The following is a 3,766-nucleotide window of genomic DNA, read 5'->3' on the forward strand; positions in this document are numbered from 1 at the left end:
GAAGAGGCCGTTACATAAATTACTGGAATGTCGTGGTTGATTTCTATAGTTTCCATGGTAAATAAAATCTTATAGATGCAATTTACCTATTGTTTTGAAGAATATTATGTTCTAGGGCTCTAAAAATCGATACCAAGCCTTAATCCGGCAGACGAAAACTTTACATTTTCTATTTTAGAACTTTGCATGGGTAATTTAAAGAAAGGTTCAAGCGTAATGGTTCTGTTTTTTAAGAAAGGATACTTGTACCCGAAAGAGATATTGATAAAGCTTTTGTATTTTTCTTTATTCTGAGGTTGATCTTCAATGTCTACCACGGATCTTTCTTCACTGGTAAAGGTTTTATCGTATACTTCTCCATTTGGATCTACAATACTTTGCGTGTGGGAAACTGTACTGACATAAGTTAGCTCACCCCTTTGTTTTATAGTTGCAAAGGCCGAAACGCCAACTTTGGCATATAGACGTTGGTTAACGTTATATCTTAGTCCTAATGGAATTTCGACCCCTGATAACCGAACGGTGGCCGATTCTAATTGTTTTTCGTCTGTAGCGCTCAGGGTCTGCCCATCATTATCTTTAAAAGCAGAGGATTCCCGATAGCCTGCGCCTAACATTATCGTGATTTTTGGATGTAAGGCATAACCTACTACGGCTTCAAATGCTAATCCCAATTTCTTTGAATTGCTAAAGTCGGTAGCCATGCCCAATCCAACTATCCAATTAGGTTCTTTTTTGGTTTTTTTAGCGCTTTCGGTTTCCTGGTATGTTGTGTAAGGAATTATTTTTTTGCTTCGAGGTGCACGAGCTGCATCAATCTGCTCTTCATTTGGTTTTGCCTGCGCTACCATGGTATTTTCAGGTATGGGTTTATCTTGTTCCGGAATCGTACTGTTTACAAGCCTAATTTTAGCTTGCTTTTTGTTAATTTGAACGGGGTGATGATTGGTTGTATTGAGCTTTTTAACCTGGACTTCTTGTATGATTTCTTTTTGCACCGGTTTAGTTTTGAACTTCACTAATGGTATCGGTTTAGGATCGGGATTGTAACTGAATAAAAAAGCAAGGCAAATTAGCAGGAGTGACGCAGCAATTCCTGAAAACCAATACCACCCGCTTGTTTTAGTTTTTGCCGGCTGTTGTTTTGAAAATGATTCCCATGAGCCTTCTTTGTAGGCTTCTTCGTTGTTTTGTAGAAGTGATTTAATCACTTCAAGCCCTCTATCCGTATGTTCCATCTTCAACAATTAAAGATTCATTATAAAGTTTTCTTAATTTTTGCTTAGCCCTGCCTAAGTATACTCTGCAGATATTTTCGGGTATACCTAAAGTTTTTGAGATCTCATCATGAGAGAATCCCTCGATTTCGAACATATTAAAGATTATCCTTTGCGACTCAGGAAGTGTATTAAGTAATTTTAAGATGTCCTCAACATACAGCTGATCTAATGCACGACTATAGATCTGTGGATGCTTTTCTTCGCCTATATCGTCAAATTCCTCGTTGATGGTTCTCCTTTTACGGAGGTAATCTATGCAATTGCGTGAGGCTATCTTTGCCATCCAACCTCGAAATGTTTTTTCGGGGTCTATTGCAGATTCTAATAGCTGAAATTGTGTGATATGATTAAATATCTTGATAAACGTATCATTTACAAGTTCTTCCGAATCACTTCTGTTGTTGATGTAACGCATGGTAACTGCCATTAAATACCCATAGTAGGTTTTATACATGACTTCCTTTGAAGCGTTTTTTTGATCAGCAACGCCTGCAATAATTTCCTTAAGCTTCGGGAGTTTTCTTAGCACTCTTCCAGGATTTATATATTCTACGCCAACTGGTATTCATAAATGGGGCTACACAAATGCTTTTATAAATAAGAAAGTGTAGCCCCAGAAATAATAGGAGGTTATTTGTTGGTAAGAACCGTTAAACCAAGTTTGGTGTCGTCTGTTGCGGCTTTAAGGCCTTTTGCATAGATCGTATATACTTTTCCTTTTTCAATTTTAACTTTTGGAAGTGTAGCAAGTACAGTTGTCTTGCCATTTTCTCTGATCTCAAAGTTGATCTCGGCGCCCACCTCTGTGGTATTGGTGAAATCGGTTGATTCTTTAAATGCTTTTTTAGCCAGAAGTACTTCTGTTTTTCCGGTAACAGCCAAATCAAGTGAGCCTGCATCAGGACTTAAGTTAATGAAACGGATTTTTGCTTTATCAGCAGCTGGAGCAGTTAGGTCATCAGCAACAAATACAAGTGCATTGCCTGTTTTATCTGCAACAAATACCGAGTAAGATTTATCTGCGGCCAGGGTTACATCGGCTTTTACAAGAATATCGGATACATCTTTTTTAGTAACGCTTAATTCCCGTTTGCCTGAACTGATTGATTGGTATTCGATTACCGTGTTGTACGTTAATGCTTTCGTATTCTTTTTTACTTTATCTACAAAGAAAGAAAGCTCAGGCGTTCCTGGCGCGGCATGGATTATTGATAAATTTGCTGGCTTAGGTGTTTGTGGATTAGGATCTTTATCCTTTTTACATGAACTAAAGATACTTGTTAACGTTAAGGCAAACACTAAAGTTTTGGCAACTGGCGATAGGTAGTTTTTTGTTGTTTTCATTTTTAAGTTTTTGTGAAATAAAATAGTGTAATGTTAATGGCCATTAACGTTATTACCCATAGAACGAGCCTCATTATGAAAAAGCAACAGGGGTAGTAAATTATTTAAATTTTTAAAGTATTTTTATACTGAACTAAGGGCCAAGTGTTATGAGTTTCGAACTATCAACCAGCGTCATTTATATTACACCTGAACATGACGAAGTCTATACTTTTATAAAGGAAATAGACAATAAACAAGGTTTGTACACCTTGGATTTTAATAATGTAGTTGTTCCTGAGAATAAGATTAAGGTAAATACACACACTAACTTTAGTGTGCCTTCCTTAATGACTAAAAACCGTATCATTAATTATCATTATGATAAACTGGTTGATAGTATTGTGCGTTTTTTGATAGATCATAATCCGGCTGAGGATTTAATGAAAATATATCGGAAGAGAGAGGTGATCTACTTTGAGCCTATAATAGATGATTCTGAAAGCCCGGATGATAAAGAGCATTTTAGGGAGCTTACAGATAAATTAAATAAACTGATAGGAATGGCAAATAGTGCTATTAAAAGCCGTTTCAACAAACATATTGTAGTTATTTTAAACTACCCTCCAAAAACGCATCATCTGCATACGATACGGATTTAGTATGGTATATGGGATACTAAAAATGATTAGAAATGACTATTTATCAAGTTTCTGCTCATGTCTATATTAGTGATAGCTTTCACTAATTAGACTTCTATGAAAACGCTAGTAATTTCTAAAATTCCTGCCTATGGCAGTTTTTCAAAAGACGTAAAAATCTTACAAGAAAGATTAATTGAGCTTGGGTTTGATCCGAAAGGTGCAGATGGAATTTATGGAATGAATACCCAGCAAGCTGTGATCTCATTACAGCTAAAAAATAAGTTACAAGGATCGGGGGTTATAGGCCCTAAAACTTTAGGCTTGTTAAAACTGGTTGTATCTGATATTTCAGTAATAACGGATAGTCCGTTGATTACCAAGGATATTAAGAACAAGAAAGACAGGCATCTTCATCCAAACATGCGCCAGCGATTAGAGGCATATCTTTTTGCAAACGGGAATATTCCGGATTTCTGGACGAATAAAAAACTAAGCTCGGTTTGCATTGCAGTACAGGAA

5 protein-coding genes are annotated in these 3,766 nt (G+C 36.4%); 2 read left to right on the top strand and 3 right to left on the bottom strand.

The genetic code is table 11. The annotated features are described in order from the left end of the window. Window positions 1–119 precede the first annotated feature (119 nt). The 3 genes from AC1DG9_RS24835 to AC1DG9_RS24845 all read right to left on the bottom strand — a co-directional run bounded on the left by AC1DG9_RS24835 (window position 120) and on the right by AC1DG9_RS24845 (window position 2,624). Window positions 120–1,238 carry an outer membrane beta-barrel protein gene (locus AC1DG9_RS24835; RefSeq protein WP_337715947.1) on the bottom strand — a complete coding sequence of 373 codons (1,119 nt, stop codon included), beginning with the start codon at window positions 1,236–1,238 and terminating at the stop codon, window positions 120–122. Beyond that, complete coding sequence (locus tag AC1DG9_RS24840; RefSeq protein ID WP_172662566.1) at window positions 1,222–1,809, bottom strand: RNA polymerase sigma factor; 588 nt, start codon at window positions 1,807–1,809, stop codon at window positions 1,222–1,224. The genes AC1DG9_RS24835 and AC1DG9_RS24840 overlap by 17 nt, the downstream gene beginning before the upstream one ends. A 101-nt stretch (window positions 1,810–1,910) precedes the next feature. Further along, window positions 1,911–2,624, bottom strand: a complete 714-nt coding sequence (locus tag AC1DG9_RS24845) for a DUF4397 domain-containing protein (protein ID WP_172662567.1) — start codon at window positions 2,622–2,624, stop codon at window positions 1,911–1,913. 149 nt (window positions 2,625–2,773) lie between these two features. On the opposite strand from AC1DG9_RS24845, the gene AC1DG9_RS24850 reads away from it, so the two are divergent. After that, window positions 2,774–3,265: a hypothetical protein gene (locus AC1DG9_RS24850; protein ID WP_172662568.1), complete on the top strand. Its 492-nt coding sequence runs from the start codon at window positions 2,774–2,776 to the stop codon at window positions 3,263–3,265. Between the two features lie 96 nt (window positions 3,266–3,361). Continuing rightward, window positions 3,362–3,766 (top strand): peptidoglycan-binding domain-containing protein (locus AC1DG9_RS24855; protein WP_477635441.1); only part of this gene is annotated, 405 nt, incomplete at its 3' end.

The organism is Pedobacter sp. 05L430, from assembly GCF_056397585.1.

Coding starts and splice junctions, on each gene's coding strand:
- AC1DG9_RS24845 (WP_172662567.1), bottom strand. CDS start 2,624: ATGAAAACAACAAAAAACTACCTATCGCCAGTTGCCAAAACTTTAGTG.
- AC1DG9_RS24850 (WP_172662568.1), top strand. CDS start 2,774: ATGAGTTTCGAACTATCAACCAGCGTCATTTATATTACACCTGAACAT.
- AC1DG9_RS24835 (WP_337715947.1), bottom strand. CDS start 1,238: ATGGAACATACGGATAGAGGGCTTGAAGTGATTAAATCACTTCTACAA.